This is a genomic window from Anabaena sphaerica FACHB-251 (assembly GCF_014696825.1).
Classification (GTDB): domain Bacteria; phylum Cyanobacteriota; class Cyanobacteriia; order Cyanobacteriales; family Nostocaceae; genus RDYJ01.
Genome location: NZ_JACJQU010000001.1, coordinates 789683 through 804844, shown reverse-complemented (window position 1 = coordinate 804844; position 15162 = coordinate 789683). Strand labels below are relative to the sequence as shown.

Here is a 15162-nt window from a genome sequence, read left to right as displayed (position 1 = left end):
TAATTACCCCCTACCAAACACAGTTGTTAGAGAACGGGCTATATTTTGCGGTTGCATCGCATCCATTGCTGCGGTTGGTTCATAACCACAATGCACCATACAATCAGCACATTTAGGATTACCACTAGCACGTCCGTATTGACTCCAATCAGTCTCATCCAACAACTGTTTGAAACTTGTATAGTATCCTTCATTCAAGAGATAGCAAGGTTTTTGCCAACCAAGAACACTATAACTAGGACTACCCCAAGGAGTACATTCATAGTCTTTTTCACCAATGAGAAAATCTAAGAATAGGGGGTTGTGATTAAAGTTCCAGTTCTTCTTACCAGATGTGTAAGGTGTGAGAATTTCTCTAAACAAAGCGCGGGTTTGTTCTCGTTGCAGAAAATGATCCTGATCTGGGGCCCATGCGTAACCGTAACCAGGAGAAATCATCATTCCATCAGTTCCCAGAGTTTCCAGAAAGTCAAAAAACTCTTGCATTTCTTTGACATCGCAACCTTCAAAAATAGTCGTGTTAGTAGTGACACGAAAACCTTTGGCTTTAGCAGCGCGAATAGCTTGTACAGCAGTATCAAAAACGCCTTTTCTGTCTACACATTTATCATGCCATTCTCGCATTCCATCGAGGTGAACGCTAAAACTCAGATAAGGAGAAGGTTGAAATTTATGGAGACTTTTTTCTAATAACAAACCATTGGTACACAAGTAAACATATTTCTTGCGTTCTACTAATCCCTTAACAATTTCATCAATTTGGGGATGTAATAGGGGTTCTCCTCCAGGAATGGAAACCACAGGTGCGCCACATTCTTCTACTGCTGCAAAACACTGTTCTGGGGTGAGGTTTTGTTTGAGAACTTCTGTAGGATGTTGGATTTTTCCACAACCTGTACAAGCTAAGTTACACCGGAACAGCGGTTCTAACATCAATACGAGGGGAAAGCGTTTACGCCCTAACAGACGTTGTGTAACTAAATACTTTCCGATATCAATTGCTTGTTGTAGATTAATCGCCATTTAACTATTCTCCTCTCTTGATAACACCACTTACTTGAAGACCTAACCCCCAACCCCCTTCCATCTTAGGGAAGGGGGCTATTACCCCTCTCCTTGTAGGAGAGGGGTAAGGGGTGAGGTTTTTCATTTCACATAACCATTAGACACAAACCAGTCAACAGCGTCCTTGAGTGCTACATTCAGAGGGGACTGAGGTAGACCAAGTTCGCGGACGGCCTTTGAAGCATCATAATACATTGGTTGCTGTGCCATGCGGACACCATCTATAGGAACTGTGGGGGTTTTTCCTAAAGGTGCGAGAATTTTCTCTTCTACCCAAGCCACGCTCAATGGTAAAAAAGCCGGAACAGATATTTGCGGTGCTTTTAATCCTGTGATGTCGGATAGTATTTCTAGCAGTTGTTTGAGGCTAAGATTTTGATGTCCGAGAATATAGCGATCGCCCCCTTTTCCTTTTTGTAAAGCCAGCAAATGTCCCCTAGCTACATCTCGTACATCAATAAAGTTTAAACCGGTATCCACATAAGCCGGCATTTGTCGTCGCAAAAATCGCAGAATAATATCTCCGGTGGGTGTGGGTTTAATATCCATAGTTCCAATTGGACTGCTAGGATTAACTATCACAATATCCTGACCTTGTTTTGCTGCTGCGATCGCTTCTTGTTCAGCTAGGAATTTAGACTTTTTATAGTCTCCCACCAACTTCTCTACAGGACTCTGATAAGTTTCATCAACAACCTGACCAGCTTTTCCTACTCCAATAGCTGCTACAGAACTTGTATAAACAGTGCGTTCAATCCCAGCTTTTTGCGCTGCTGCTAACAGATTGTGCGTTCCTTCTACATTATGACGATATAGTAAATCGCGGTCTTTCTGCCAAAGAGAATAATGGGCAGCGACATGAAACAGGTAGTTACAACCTTGCATCTGTTTCCAGATATGCGGATCATTTAAATCACCTTTGACAATATCTATCTCTAAACCTCTTAAGTTGCCCAAGTTACTACTCCCACGCACCAAAGCTGTAACTTGGTATCCTGACTCTAACAGCGATCGCACTACATGAGAACCTACAAAACCTGTACCACCAGTCACAAAAGCCCGCATTCAATGACCTCTCACTCCTCAAGATTTCATTATTGTCTGATAGCATGGCGTAGCCATATCAGGATTTACAGAATTTAAGGATTTTCAGTATTTATGAAAAAACTGAGTTATTTTTCGTGATTGATAAATTTTAATTATTAATTAATGTTTTTTTAATAAGTTTTTTTCAAAAAAATTTCTTTTTTTTAGGGGTTCAGGTTGGGGTCAACGTGGTAAGATAGTTATATTAATATAATGGAGTGTAAGCTCAATTTTTATTGAGGCATATATTCTCATTATTAGAATATCAAGTCTAGGCGAAAAAGTCAACGGGGTTAGACACCAAAAAAACGAATTTTTTTTTTTAATTTTGAAATTTTTTTGAAATTTGAAAACGGCAGAATAAGAATTCAGACACAAAAATCATACCACAAACAAACATTTTGTAAATCCTCAAATCCTGTAAATCCTGATATGGCTTCGCCACGCTACGCTATCACACAAAAAATCATAAAACCAAGATCAGATCCCCGACTTCTATCACTTTCATCTTGGTAAATGAGAAGGTTGTAATCAGAAGTCGGGGATATTAAACTCATTTTTTCATATTTTTCCTGGGAAACCAATCATCTAAAATTGCATAGACAACCGGCACAACAATTAAGCTAAGGATCGTAGAAGTAACCAAACCGCCAGCAATAGCAACAGCCATAGGCGATCGCAACTCTGAACCCGCACCAAAACCCAAAGCAATAGGTAACATCCCTAAAAGAGTAGAGACAGTAGTCATCATAATTGGTCTGAGTCTAACTGGGCCAGCTTTGAGAATTGCTTCCGTGCGTTCCAAACCTGATTGACGTAACTGATTAATGTAATCTACCAAGACAATAGCGTTTTTATTTGCCAGTCCTAATAAGAACACAAAACCAATCAGCGAAATCATGCCAAAATCACTCTTAGTCAAGAGTAATGCTAACATTGCTCCCACCACAGCTAAAGGTAAGGAAACGCCAATCACTAACGGATCTACCCAGCTTTTGAACAGTAAAATCAACACAACGATGATACACAAAGCCGATAAAATCAAAGTAGAAATAAAACTACTAAAAACCTCATTTTGTCGGGCAGAATCTCCACCTAAACCTAAAGTGATATCAGCAGGTAAAACGCCTTTCGCTTCCGCAACTATTTTATCTGTAGCATCACCCAAAGTTAAACCCTGACCCAAGTTAGCACTGATATATGCTACCCGTTGCTGGTTCAGTCGTTCAATTTGAAAAACCTGATCTGCATTGTTTGTATCTCCTGTAACTGTGACATCTGCAAATCCTGGGATTTTGGTAATGCGGTCTTTAATAGTCTTAGCTGCTTGATTCAAAGCTTTGAGATCATTACCGCGAAGTGCCACCTGTAAAGGTTTTTCTCCACCAGTATCCACAAATTGAATATCTTCCACACTGGTATTTACACCAGGAAGTTGAGGCAAAGTTTGCCGTAATTGGTCTTGTAATTCTGCCGTTTTAATCGTGCGGTCTTTTTTCAGTTTGACATAGAGAGTTCCCTTATTTGGTTCACCCCCACGAGAACCGACAGTAGTAAATACTGTTTCCACATCTGGGAATTTTCTCACCTCTGCTTCTAGTTTTTTCGCCACCTCTAAAGAATCATTAAGAGGGTTGGGAATAGGTATTGGTGACTGGGGACTGGGGACTGGGAAATTATTTCCCCCCTGCTCCCTGCTCCCTGCTCCCCTGCTTCCTAGCTGTAACGCCGCCAAATCCGGTATTTTCGGCAGAGGTGCTGTGTAGGTAATGTTGAATTCACCGCGATCTAATTTGGGAATAAAACCCTTGGGAATAAGGGGAATTAGGGCAATTCCAGCAATAAAACTGAGTACAGCTAAGGCAATAACTATTTTGCGGTGATTCAAAGACCAAGAAAGTAAATTGCGATAAGCTTCGGTAAAATAAACCCCAATTTTTAGGTCTTTGCGTTGGGACGTTGTCGTAGCTGGCTTGAGCCAATAAATAGATAACACCGGAGATAAAGTCCGAGCCACCAATGTAGAAGCAATATAGGAGGCGGAAACTGTGATCCCGAATGGCTCGAAAAACTGCCCGACTACTCCACCCATCAAACCAATAGGTAAGAATACTGCTACGGCTGTGGCAGTTGTGGCAACGACTGTTAAGCCAATTTCATCGGTAGCTAAGTGTGCAGCTTCGCGGGGACTTTGCCCTTCTTCGATGTGCCGCAAGATGTTTTCTACATCAATGATGGCATCATCAATCACACTACCAATAACTAAAGCCAAAGCTAACAACGTGATCGTTTCTAGGTTAAAGCCGAAAATCGCCATAACGATAAACGTCGCCAACAAAGATGTGGGAATTGCTAAAGCAGAAATCAAAGTGGCTCGCCAATTCCATAAAAATGGGAAAATTACCACAACTGCCAAGATGATAGCTTCTATCAACGCATCTATGGTTGATTTGGTAGCTTGGCGGATATATTCTGCTTGGGTAGCTGCTAGGGTAAGTTTGACATCCTTCAAGGTAGAACGCAGGTTTTGTACTTCCTGTTCAACTCGACTCACTACTTCTAAGGTGTTAGCATCGCCACGTTTGATGACTTGAAATGCTAGTACATCTTGACCATTAAATCTGACTAAATTTGCTCCCCCTGGAGTTAAAGCCGCCGTGGCATTGGTAGGATTGAGAGGAGGCGATTTTGGAGGAGCGCCCAACAGTGAGACTTTGAGAACTCCTGGTAATTTAGCGATCGCTGGTAAAATTTTCTCATTGGCCAATTTTTGCAAATCACCCAAATTTCCTGACTGACTCTCAATGGCATAACTAATCACTGATGACTCATTCAGGTTTAAAGGAATAATCTTATAATTAGCACCTTCAGGTAGTTTTAACTCCTTCAGGGCGCTCTTCGTTTTCTCAGTAGAAGTTTCTAAATTTGTACCAACTGCAAACAATAGGCTAACAGCACTTTGCCCCGGATAAGTTGAGGAACGGATATTATCAATTCCTTCCAGGGACTTGAGGCTTTCTTCCAGTGGCTTAGTTAACTTGGCTTCTGTATCTAAAGCAGAAGTTAGGGGTGCTTGGGCATTTACCACCACCACCGGAAAAGTAATATCTGGAAACAAAGCGTATTTGAGAGAACCGAAAGCGAGAATACCCGCTACTGTCACCCCGATCCAAAAACACACCGTCAACCACGAAAATTTAATTGCCCATCTGGATATATTAAAAACTTCGCGTGCGGATTTTGAGTTATTATTCTGTACCATCTTGGAAAATCAATCATCTTGTGGCAGACACAATCATTTGTCATGCTACATTAATGACTCACATTTTGGACAGTTTTGCAAATGGCTAAGATGAGCAATCGCGAGGATTGCAGTGCCGATGTTCAATTTTAAAAACATTACCTTTAGGACTTACGCAAGTATCACATCAAACATCTCTTGTAGGGTGCGTCCCCTTTTGATTTGCTCCTCCTTCAATCAAAGCTGCCAGATTATCACCTTGCAAAGCCAACTGCAAAGGTTTCTGCCCCCCAGTATCCACAAATTTAATATCTTCTACACTTGTAGTTGTACCAGGTAAACACAGTTTCCACTGGGGAAGACTTTCTCACCACTGCTTCCAGTTTCTTAGCAACATCCAGAGAATCATTTAAAGGATTAGGAAGAGGAATTGGAGATGATAAAGCAGCGAAAGCAGCAGAAGAAGAGGAATTTATTTGTCCTCTTGTGTTCGTTCCTCCTTGTCCCGGTAGCCTTCCTGGTTTTGGTAGTTGTCCTTGTCCTGCTTGCGCCAATAGTCGGGGATCAGGAACACTAGGCAAAGGAGAGGTATAGACATTAAACTCGCCTCGGTCAAGTTTGGGAATAAAGCCTTTGGGAATCAGGGGAATCAGGGCAAAACCACCAACTAGGCTGAGAACGGCTAAACCGACAAATAGCCAATGGTGGTTTAAAGACCAGGCGAGCAAGTTGCAGTAAATTTGGTCAAATCGCACCCCAATCTGCTTTTCTCGCCGAGGAGAATGAGATTTTGAGGGTTTGAGCCAATAAATTGCCAATACAGGGGATAAAGTCCGCGCCAGTAATAAAGATGTGAGCATAGCAGCCGAAACATTAATGCCAAAGGGTTTGAAGAATTGGCCAACCACGCCACCCATCAAACCAATAAGCAGAAATACTGCCACTGCGATGAAAGTGGCAGCAGTGACTGTTAAGCCAATCTCATTAGTAGCTATCAGGGCTGCTTGGCGCGGAGTTGCCCCGTCGTCTATGCGGCGGGACTAAGAAAGAAATGGGAATTGCTAAAGCGAAAATCAGCGGTGCTTGCCAATTCCACAAAAACGGATTAATTATCGTGCGGCTGACACATCATTTATAGCAGGAGTCAGGAGTAAAACCCTTTTGTAGTGGGAGTTTCATTATCAATTGATGTCCTAACCACCCTGTCCATGGCTATAGTTATGCTACCAGAACGCAGAAAGCAGAAGGCAGGATGTAATTATTCTCCCCATCTCCCCCGTTGCCTATTCCCTGCATTCATTAAAAATCCCCTGCCAGCTAGGCATGGGGACTGTCATTATTAACTTTATTTAGCTGATTAAGCAGCTAGATTTGCGGCCGCAAATTCCCAGTTAACCAGTTGATCCAAGTAATTTTTGATGAATGCTGGACGAGCATTTCTGTAGTCGATGTAGTAGGCGTGTTCCCAAACGTCCAGGGTGAGAAGTGCCTTTTTACCATGTGCTAGGGGGTTTTCTGCATTTGGTGTCTTGATGACCTTGAGTGTACCACCATCATCAATCAACCAAGCCCAACCGCTACCAAACTGGGTTGCAGCCGCAGTAGAAAATTCTTCTTTGAATTTGTCAAAGCTACCAAAATCTTTGTCAATCTTAGCAGCTAGTTCACCTGTGGGTGCGCCACCACCAGCGGGTTTGAGTGAGTTCCAAAAGAAGGTATGATTCCAAACTTGAGCCGCGTTGTTGAAGATACCAACTTTAGAGGAGTCTTTAAAGGAAATTTGGATTACCTCTTCCAGGGACTTATCAGCAAGTTCTGTACCATCGGTGAGCTTGTTGAGGTTGTCTACATAAGCTTTGTGATGCTTACCATAGTGATATTCAAAGGTTTCACCTTTCATGCCATAAGGCTCTAGTGCATTAAAGTCGAAGGGTAGTGGAAGCTGTGAAAATGCCATCTTTTAAAATCCTCTCTTTACTGTTTTCCAGTTCCCAGCTATTGCCGAAATCCAGAAAATTACAGGTTTTGCATTGATTCAGTTTTATATCCTTGATCTGGGGACATAAAACTTAACACGGTTATTTTACTACCAAAGTGAAAGTTAAACCACAGGACTTTGGGAATAAGTCAAATTTTGAGAGATTTATGGTTATAAATAAAAATTGCTAATGGTTTATCGGCTCAGTTAATTAGCTGTTTGCAGAAGATCTATCCTCAAATTCAGATTTCCAAATATGCACAGATCAAGTATAATCACCTCTTACTCAGGAGGGGTTAAATATGGGTTAATTTTTTGTTGGTATGCTCGATTTATGGATAACAGGCCTAAATTATTTCTGAATAGAAAGATCCCCTACTTATGGGAGAAAATGGGGATCTATGCTTGAGTGATTTATGTGTACTGCACGCTACGCAAATACAAATCAGATAGGATTGCTATAGTTTTGATATGTAACAATCAAAAAATAATATTTAAAATATGTCTTTAGTTAGATGAATTATGATTTAAAGACTTTAAAAATATTCATTACTATACTTATATCTTGGCAATTGAACATACAGCAGGAGCCAGGAGTAAAACTGGTTTTGTGTATAGGTTTCAATTTAGATTCTGTACCGTATGGCTACGCCACGCAAGCTATCGGCTGACGCTCACGGCGAAGCCTCATTGATCTGCAATCTGCTGTATAGCACTTTTATTTGATTTGTGTTACAAATCTTTTCCCTATTCTTTGTTCACAGTTCCCTTACTCTGTGGGGGTTTAGCATTGCTAAACCCCTACTTCATGCAATAAATTTGATTTCAGGTTGAGTTTTGGGGATTTGCAGATTTGGATGAGCCTCTATTCAAATCCAAGACCAACAGGAAATTAGAGAAATTACCGATGAGACAAACGATCTTGGTAATAATTAACAATTTGCGCTGCTACTTCAGACGGGGTGAGTCCATCAGTTTGCACTTCCACTGCATCTGCTGCTTTTTGTAAGGGGGAAATTTTGCGAGTGCTATCTTTGTAGTCGCGTTCTGCAATATCTCGTTCCAACTGCTCTAAACTGACTTCGGGTTGACCTTGTTTGGTAAAATCTTGCTGACGACGACGCGCACGTTCACCAACAGAAGCAGTTAGGAAGATTTTCACTTCTGCATCCGGGAAAACATGAGTACCGATGTCTCGGCCTTCAGCTACCAAACCACCTTTTTTACCCCAGCTTTGCTGCTGTTTAACCAGTGCTTTGCGGACTGCACTTTGAGCGGCGATCGCTGATACTTGAGATGTTACCTCAATGGTGCGAATTTCTTGAGTGACATCATTACCATTAATCCATACTCGCACGGGAGTTTCGAGATTGTGGCTGGGAGTCAGTTCAATGTTACACTGGCTTGCTAATTCGGTGATTGCACACTCATCATTAATAGCAATACCTGTTTGTAGCACTAGCCAAGTGATAGCCCGGTACATAGCACCCGTATCTAAATACACTAAACCCAACTCGGATGCCACTTGGCGAGCCACAGTAGACTTACCAGCACCAGCAGGACCATCAATGGCGATAATAGGTTGGCGTAGCCCGTTGTAGACATCGCGCAAGATGGTATTATCAATCAAACGTGTAGAACCAAGACGGGCTGCGATCGCCAGCATTCCTTCCTCCTCAACTTTTGCTAAAAACATCAATGTAGTCGGTTCAACCAATTCAATATATTCAACATAGATAGTGCTGATCTTTGCGATTTCTGCCCACACCAATGCTATCAGCTGACTACTGTTGCGAACGCCAGCACGAAACGCCGCCTCAGCTTGCTGCAAGCCTTTATATAACACTGTTGCCTGCTCTTTTTCCGTTGCAGTCAAATATTGATTACGAGAACTCAAAGCCAAGCCCGACACTTCCCGCACCGTTGGACAAGCAACAATCTCCACCGGCAAATTTAAATCAGCCACCAGACGTTTAATAATTGCCAGTTGCTGACCATCTTTTTGACCAAAGTAGGCTCGGTCAGGCTGTACCAAATTGAAAAGCTTGGTGACAATCGTCGCCACACCTTGAAAATGACCCGGCCGATATCTACCACACAAGCTACTTATCATACCAGATGGAGGGATTACTTGTGTCACTTGAGTTTCTTGTATATTCTTCGGAGAAATTCCCATTTCTTCCGGAGTAGGGGCAAAAATCGCATCTACTCCAGCTTGTTCACACAATTGTTGGTCTTGCTCTATAGCACGAGGATAGCGTTGATAATCCTCATTAGGACCAAATTGTAGGGGATTGACAAAAATACTCACAATCACCGTAGAATTTTCTTGCCTAGCCTTTTCAATGAGGCTAAGATGACCTTGATGCAGCCCTCCCATAGTCGGGACTAAACCAATTTCTGTCGGATACCAGGTAGTCTGCTCATCAAGCAATAGCTCCTCTGAAAGCTTGAGATTGCTTTCCCAGCGACGTTGATTTAAATAACAGCGTAAAGCTGCAACTGTTGTCAGCAGGCGCACAAAATTCCCCTAGTTCTTCTCTATCCTCTCCCCCGTTAGTTTATATCTAATAGCGCAGCTTGGCGCAAACCATAATCGGGGTAAGGAATTAGTGAACCAGGGGAATTAAACAATAGTGAAGAGCGAAAAGGAGTTTGTTTGAGGAAGCGTGTTATCTTCCCAGCACATCAATACGCACTGGAGCAACTCCACTGTTCATCATTCCTAAAATCCGGGCTGCACCCAGAGAAAGGTCAATAATTCGACCACCGATGTATGGACCACGGTCATTGATTCGCACAACCACAGACTGGCCATTCCGGGTGTTAGTCACACGAACTTTTGTACCCATGGGTAAACTACGATGGGCTGCTGTCATTGCTTCGGGATTAAATCTCTCCCCATTGGCAGTTTTCCTACCAGCCCAATCATAACCATACCAAGAAGCTAGACCCTTGAAGTTGAGTTTTATTCCACGAATAGCAACCTGTTGAGGTAGCTTGGGCATGGAGATGGTTGTATTTGCTGGTAAGTTAGCAATTTCGCTGATGGGAGATGCGTTACCTATGAGTCTCCGTAGGCGATTGGTTGCTTGTAAAGCATCTTGTGCTGGATTTCTGGTACTATCTGCTAGTTGGGTGGCAGCATTGATTTCCACCAATTCTTTACCGTTGATTTTGATGGTGTAGCGATCTAGCTGTTGTTGAACAGAGTAGCTTTTGTCTTGGGCTTTATTATTATTGTTGACTGGAGATTTTTCCCCTGTTTTCCAACTTACGGTAATTTGGCTTGCGTCTGCGTTATCCCGAATCAAACGGTTGATTTTAGAGGCTACTAAGCTGGCTCTCTGAACTGGGTCATTGGCAATAATGGAGCTAGGCGATTTGCTCACATCCATCACACTCCCCAGACTCGCTACCTTGGCTGAGTGACTAGCGGCAAGGGCATAAGATTTAACGCCCTCACTATTTCCAATTGTTCCCACTTTTGTTTCTGCATGAGTAACTGGTGCAGAACTTAGAAATGTAAGAACAGGAATATTTCGGATGTAAAGGGTTGCCGCTTGACGGCCTTCAACGCTGTGAGGATGAATTTGTGTGTTCACAGCATCCAAGGTAGGTTTCGGTTTCGGGGATTGGTACTCTCCCACTTTCACTGCATCAGCTATAGCAGATGCTTGGTAAGTTGGAGCGTTTCCCTTAATGGTTTGAGTACGACCCACTGAGGGTAGACCCAAAACAGACAGAAACACAGCGACAGTAGTCCACAAATGTCTTTGATTCATGCGTCCGATTTTAAAGCGACTGTAGAACTTTAGTTTTTTAATTCGTGGGTTTTTCACCTGTGATGGTGATAGACCCTGAAACTTGAACTCGTTCCGCTTTCACTTTTTGTTTATAACTGCAACAGAGTAACATGAACTTTTGGGCTTGGGGATCAGGGTTTTAGCGTAAGTCTTGTTCAGGTCTCCCCTCTTCACATTCGATTTTCTGGGTCAAAACCTTTTGCGAATAAGGTTTTTGGATATGTAACATTTTTTTTCGGGATATGAATAATTTTTTATGAAAACTAAATATTAGGCTGATGTTAAACGAGTTGTCTACTAACCTGATCGTTAGACGGACAATATTTAAGCTTAGGTGATAGATTTAACTTAATAAACAGTTAATTTTGGGTAAATAAATATAAATATCAATTACATTTATGCGTATTTACACTTAAGAGTTATTTATTAATTAATGTGAGAAAATTTCCATATTAATCATAATTAATTAATTTTTTGAGATGAAACTATTTGTGATGAGCGTTCTAATAAATATCAATGACTTGTGTTTTTTAATACAAATTTAGCCCATAATTTACAAAAGTTTTAGTATAGACTATTTTCATTACTAAAGTATAATTACGGTTGTAAAAATAGTTGTAATGACAGTAAGAATTTTTTCTGCTCAAAAAAAAGCAATGATGGGAGAATAAATCAGGGTCGTCAACTTGTAAAGTCTAGTTTTTGATGTATTAAAGATTACTTTACTACTGCTGACCAGAACTAATCCATCAATTATGATAGTTATTAGCAAGTTATTAGCCTTATGGCAAACTCACAAGATCAAGAAATAGGTTCATCACCATTTTCGGAAGTTCTCAAAGATTTGCATTCCCAGTACAAATCTCTGCAAGAGGGTACAGTAGCAAAATACATTCCCGAACTGGCAAAAGTAAACCCCAACTTGTTTAGCATTTGTATCGCTACTACGGATGGTCAGATTTATGAAGTCGGTGATTATCAACAGCTATTTACTATCCAGTCGATTTCCAAGGTGTTTGTCTATGGACAAGCTTTAGAAGATCATGGACGGGATTATGTGTTAACTAGGGTGGGGGTAGAACCGACTGGAGAGGCATTTAATGCCATTATCCTTGATGAACAATCAAAGCGACCCTATAACCCAATGGTAAATGCTGGGGCTATAGCCACTACCAGCTTGATTAAAGGTAATGGTGCTACAGAACGCCTTAACCGCTTATTAGAAATGTATCGGCGCTATATTGGTCGGGATGTGTTTGTGGATATTTCGGTATTTACTTCCGAACGCAGCACGGGACACCGTAACCGAGCTACTGCCCATCTTATGCTAAATTTTGGCATGATTGACCAAAATATTGAAGAAGCACTGGATTTATATTTTCAACAATGTTCTGTGATGGTAAATTGTCGAGATTTAGCCGTGATGGCAGCTACTCTCGCTAATAAAGGAGTGAACCCAATTAGCAAGGAGAAAGCGGTAGATAGTTGTTATATCAAAGATATATTGAGTGTGATGTACACCTGTGGGATGTACAACTTTGCGGGTGAATGGGCTTATAAAATTGGTATTCCGGCGAAAAGTGGCGTTTGTGGGGGAATTATCGCTGTTGTTCCCGGCCAGATGGGAATTGGTGTGTTTTCACCTCTGCTAGATGCGCGGGGTAATAGCCTGCGGGGGGTGAAGGTGTGCGAAGAACTATCACAACGGTTGGGGTTGCATTTGTTTGAGTGTGCAGGTAATTGGTAATTGGTAATTATTGATTTTCTATCTCAGTTACTAGCCCCCTGCCTTCTGTTGCTAAATTAACAGTGGATGTTAATCTACTAACAATAAATAATGGTATCTACTTCTGGATCATTTCCCGATATTCAAAATCATTGGGCGCGTTTATTTATTCAGGCTTTAGCCCAGCGTCGCATTGTTAATGGATATCGAGATGGGACTTTTCGCCCTGATTATCCCGTTACCCGTGCTGAGTTTGCGGCTATCATAGCTTCTGTATTTACGGTGACTAAAAAACGGGAATATGTACCTTTTGGAGATGTCCCTGTTACATTCTGGGCTAACAGTGCAATTAAAAAGGTTTACGAAACAGGTTTTCTGGTTGGCTACCCTGATCAGACTTTTCGGCCTAATGATAGTATTTCCAGGGGTGATATTTTAGTTGCTATGGTCAATGGTTTGGGAATTGGTAGTCAAGTCCAGCCTGACCTATTAAGTAAATTACCAGAAATCTATCAAGATGCGGCGGCAATTCCTAACTATGGGATCAATCAGGTAGCGATCGCCACTCGTGTCGATTGGGTGACTAGTTATCCCAATATCAAATTACTCAACCCCAAAATGGCTGCTACTCGTGCTGATGTATCTGTGATGGTATATCAAGCTTTGGTATATCTGGGGAGGGCGGAAAAAATTGCTTCTGAATATATTGTAGTACCGCCATCATCGCCAACTCAACCCACTACCCCTACTGTGAAGGTAAGTCATAACCGCGAGTTTCGGGGTGCTTGGGTGACAACTGTGTGGAATAGTGATTGGCCTTCTAAACCTGGACTGGCTGTTGAACAGCAGAAAACGGAACTACTGGAAATTATTAAACAATTACAGTCTTTAAATTTCAATGCTTTGATTTTACAGGTGCGGCCAGAAGGGGATGCTTTATATGCTTCGGCGTTAGAACCTTGGAGTGCTTGGATTACGGGAACTCAGGGAAAAGCACCAGAACCATTTTATGATCCTTTAGAATTTGCGATCGCTGAATGTCATAAACGCAATATTGAACTTCATGCTTGGTTCAATCCTTACCGTGCCAAAACTACTACCAAAAGTGGTTTTAATGTCCGTCCCCATATAGCTATAACTAATCCCGAAGTAGTTTATCAATGGGGTAATCAATTATGGATGGACCCTGGTGCAAAAATCGTTCAAGATCGAGCTTACAACGTCATTATTGATGTTCTTAACCGCTACGATGTAGATGGCATTCATCTAGATGATTATTTTTACCCATATCCTATATCTGGTCAATCTTTCCCTGATCACAAAACCTACGCAACTTACAAAGCAAATGGCGGTAAACTCAGCTTAGAAGATTGGCGACGGGAAAACGTCAATCAAATGGTATTGCGTTTATCTGAAGGCATTAAAAAGACCAAATCTCATGTTAAATTTGGCATTAGTCCCTTTGGTATTTATCGTCCCGGACAACCAGCCGGGATTGTTGGTTTAGATCCCTATAATGTGCTTTATGCTGACTCTAAAAAATGGTTGCAAGCAGGTTGGATAGATTATTTAGCCCCCCAACTTTATTGGCGTACTGACCAAACACAACAGAGTTATGAAGTTTTGCTGAAATGGTGGACTGAAGCTAATACCAAACAAAGACATATTTACGCTGGTAACAATATCGGACAACTTGATGGTAAGGTTTGGAAAAATACAGAAATTCAAAAGCAGATTCAGATTTCTCGCAACTTAGCCACAAACTTTTCTTTGGGGAATATCTTTTTTAGTATGAGTTCCATCAAAGATAACCGCCAAGGTATTGCTGACCAATTTCAACAAGTCTATTATTCCCGTCCGGCGATAGTTCCTACTATGTCATGGCGAAGTATGACACCTCCATTTCCTCCTAAAGAACTGAAATTTCAAGATGGGAGATTGAATTGGCAAACTGGTGATAATCAACCTGTACGTTCTTGGAGTCTTTATCGTCAAAGTGGAGATAATTGGATCATTCAAAGAATTTTGTCTGCTGGTACTACCTTTGCAACTGTACAACCGGGGACTTATGCGGTGTGTGCGGTAGATAGGTTGGGAAATGAGAGTTTGGGTGTGATAATTACTGTAAATTGATTTAAATAAGCATTCAGGGTCAAGAGCAGTCAGCTAAAACTACCTTGGAAATTGATTTTTTCTTCTTGGAGTTGGCTGGAGTGAGACTAAAAGCAATTTGCAAACCTAATGATTAGTTATACATACT

General features: G+C 41.5%; 8 protein-coding genes and 1 pseudogene. 2 read left to right on the top strand and 7 right to left on the bottom strand.

All coding sequences use genetic code 11. The annotated features are described in order from the left end of the window. Positions 1–3 precede the first annotated feature (3 nt). The 7 genes and pseudogenes from hpnH to H6G06_RS03500 all read right to left on the bottom strand — a co-directional run bounded on the left by hpnH (position 4) and on the right by H6G06_RS03500 (position 11155). Positions 4–1023 (bottom strand): adenosyl-hopene transferase HpnH, encoded by a 1020-nt coding sequence (gene hpnH, locus H6G06_RS03530; protein WP_190557102.1) that lies wholly within the window; start codon positions 1021–1023, stop codon positions 4–6. Positions 1024–1146: 123 nt separating this feature from the next. Further along, entirely contained in the window at positions 1147–2130 is a 984-nt protein-coding gene (gene hpnA / locus H6G06_RS03525) for a hopanoid-associated sugar epimerase (RefSeq protein ID WP_190557100.1), read from the bottom strand. A gap of 574 nt (positions 2131–2704) precedes the next feature. Continuing rightward, a complete protein-coding gene (locus H6G06_RS03520) occupies positions 2705–5413 on the bottom strand; it encodes an efflux RND transporter permease subunit (RefSeq protein ID WP_190557098.1) in 2709 nt (902 codons plus the stop codon). 217 nt (positions 5414–5630) lie between these two features. Beyond that, positions 5631–6505, bottom strand: a pseudogene (locus H6G06_RS03515) (efflux RND transporter permease subunit); the annotation flags it as partial. A gap of 244 nt (positions 6506–6749) precedes the next feature. Further along, positions 6750–7349 (bottom strand): superoxide dismutase [Fe], encoded by a 600-nt coding sequence (gene sodB / locus H6G06_RS03510; protein WP_190557096.1) that lies wholly within the window; start codon positions 7347–7349, stop codon positions 6750–6752. Between the two features lie 922 nt (positions 7350–8271). Then, a complete protein-coding gene (locus tag H6G06_RS03505) occupies positions 8272–9891 on the bottom strand; it encodes a bifunctional pantoate--beta-alanine ligase/(d)CMP kinase (protein ID WP_190557094.1) in 1620 nt (539 codons plus the stop codon). A gap of 151 nt (positions 9892–10042) precedes the next feature. Then, positions 10043–11155 carry a septal ring lytic transglycosylase RlpA family protein gene (locus H6G06_RS03500; RefSeq protein WP_190557251.1) on the bottom strand — a complete coding sequence of 371 codons (1113 nt, stop codon included), beginning with the start codon at positions 11153–11155 and terminating at the stop codon, positions 10043–10045. Between the two features lie 796 nt (positions 11156–11951). Between H6G06_RS03500 and glsA the strand changes: the two genes are divergently transcribed. Together glsA and H6G06_RS03490 are read left to right on the top strand one after the other, a co-directional pair. Continuing rightward, positions 11952–12923 carry a glutaminase A gene (gene glsA / locus H6G06_RS03495; protein WP_190557249.1) on the top strand — a complete coding sequence of 324 codons (972 nt, stop codon included), beginning with the start codon at positions 11952–11954 and terminating at the stop codon, positions 12921–12923. Between the two features lie 90 nt (positions 12924–13013). Then, on the top strand, positions 13014–15035 hold the full coding sequence (locus H6G06_RS03490; protein WP_190557092.1) for a glycoside hydrolase family 10-like protein: 2022 nt from the start codon (positions 13014–13016) through the stop codon (positions 15033–15035). Positions 15036–15162: the final 127 nt, after the last annotated feature.

Coding starts and splice junctions, on each gene's coding strand:
- hpnH (WP_190557102.1), bottom strand. CDS start 1,023: ATGGCGATTAATCTACAACAAGCAATTGATATCGGAAAGTATTTAGTT.
- H6G06_RS03500 (WP_190557251.1), bottom strand. CDS start 11,155: ATGAATCAAAGACATTTGTGGACTACTGTCGCTGTGTTTCTGTCTGTT.
- H6G06_RS03520 (WP_190557098.1), bottom strand. CDS start 5,413: ATGGTACAGAATAATAACTCAAAATCCGCACGCGAAGTTTTTAATATA.
- sodB (WP_190557096.1), bottom strand. CDS start 7,349: ATGGCATTTTCACAGCTTCCACTACCCTTCGACTTTAATGCACTAGAG.
- H6G06_RS03490 (WP_190557092.1), top strand. CDS start 13,014: ATGGTATCTACTTCTGGATCATTTCCCGATATTCAAAATCATTGGGCG.
- hpnA (WP_190557100.1), bottom strand. CDS start 2,130: ATGCGGGCTTTTGTGACTGGTGGTACAGGTTTTGTAGGTTCTCATGTA.